We start from the raw sequence: 1,221 nt of genomic DNA, 5'->3' as shown, positions 1-1,221 counted from the left end.
ATCTTGCCGTGCCGCAGAACATGCGATTGATCTTCCTGCCCCCGTACAGCCCGGAGCTCAACCCCGCTGAGCACCTGTGGGAGTCGTTGCGCGAGGACTGCTTCGCCAACCACGTCTTCGCCAATCTGGACGCCGTCGAAAGCGCCCTGACCCACGGGCTCGTCGCCCTCGAATCCAATCCAACGAAAACCCAGTCAATGACTGGGTTCGAATGGATAACTTCTATATCTTTGAACGCAATTTAGTATAAGACGTTCGTCGGCGCGAGGTACAAGACAAGCGCAGGCGTAGCTGCCGGCACGAGGACCAAGGGGCTCAGACTTCCAAGCCACGAGAACGCTGGTATGGGCGGGTAGTCCTCTGGATTGAATTTTGCGCGCATGCTGATTATTGAGCTTCGTTCAACTGCTGGACATTTCGACAGAGCGCACTCAGTGTCGACCTGTTCGTCGGGATGCTATGACGAACTACCGCTGCTGGCCGCCAGCCGTCATGGCGGCGCGCCTGCCGCCAGAGCGATTGTCGATTGAACAAAAGAAGGCCCGTACKWAACGGGCCTTAAGGGGTTGGTCCTTGATGCCTACCCAGGGAGAAACCAAGCCCKCACKGTATTCCGATTGACGTCAATCACAAGTCGGCYGAAGGTTCGCATTGTTGGCACTATTTCACGAATCCGGCCCATTTGGAGACAAACCAAGTCGCGGGCAAGGTCGAAGCACTGCTCCTGGCCGCAAGATGCCGGATGCTGTCAAAAGATTCAGCCGCACGCATTGCTGCGAGGCGGTGCGTCGGGAGTCATGTTCTGTCTTTGAGATGTGACCACGCCCAGCCGAACAGAGTGGCGACCARGAATGGATAGGCGAAGAACGGCAACGGTGCAGACAAGGGCGAGAGTTGGCGTCCGGCAAAGATTTCCACTGCCACGAGCGCGAACAGCGCCGACGCGATGAACCCGACCGCCCTGACCAGCTTGGGCATGATGTTGGGCGCGCTGATGAGTGCGAGCGAAGCAGCCCACAAGCCGGCCCCGCTCCCAAMAGAAGGAATACTGGCAATCGGCTCCATGGCAGCGCCAGAGAGAATCAGGCTTTCGCCGATCGCGAAGACCAGGAATCCGGCAGCCATCAGGTCGCGTCCACGCCGGAAGTGATGAATGGTCAGCAAACGCAGTCGCGACAACGAGGGCCACGCCATCGAGGCCCCAAGCCAGTCCGCGAAGCG

General features: G+C 58.9%; 2 protein-coding genes. One reads left to right on the top strand and one right to left on the bottom strand.

The window, feature by feature from the left end; genetic code table 11:
* Positions 1-245 (top strand): transposase (locus AC1DY5_RS56265; protein ID WP_478122811.1); only part of this gene is annotated, 245 nt, incomplete at its 5' end.
* Between the two features lie 550 nt (positions 246-795).
* On the opposite strand, the gene AC1DY5_RS56260 is transcribed toward AC1DY5_RS56265, so the two are convergent.
* On the bottom strand, positions 796-1,221 hold a 426-nt coding region (locus tag AC1DY5_RS56260), incomplete at its 5' end, for a hypothetical protein (RefSeq protein ID WP_478122810.1).

It is taken from the genome of Variovorax sp. P4_D9 (assembly GCF_056401695.1).
Note: the sequence above shows the minus strand (reverse complement) of the source record. Positions and strands in the feature narration are given on the sequence as shown.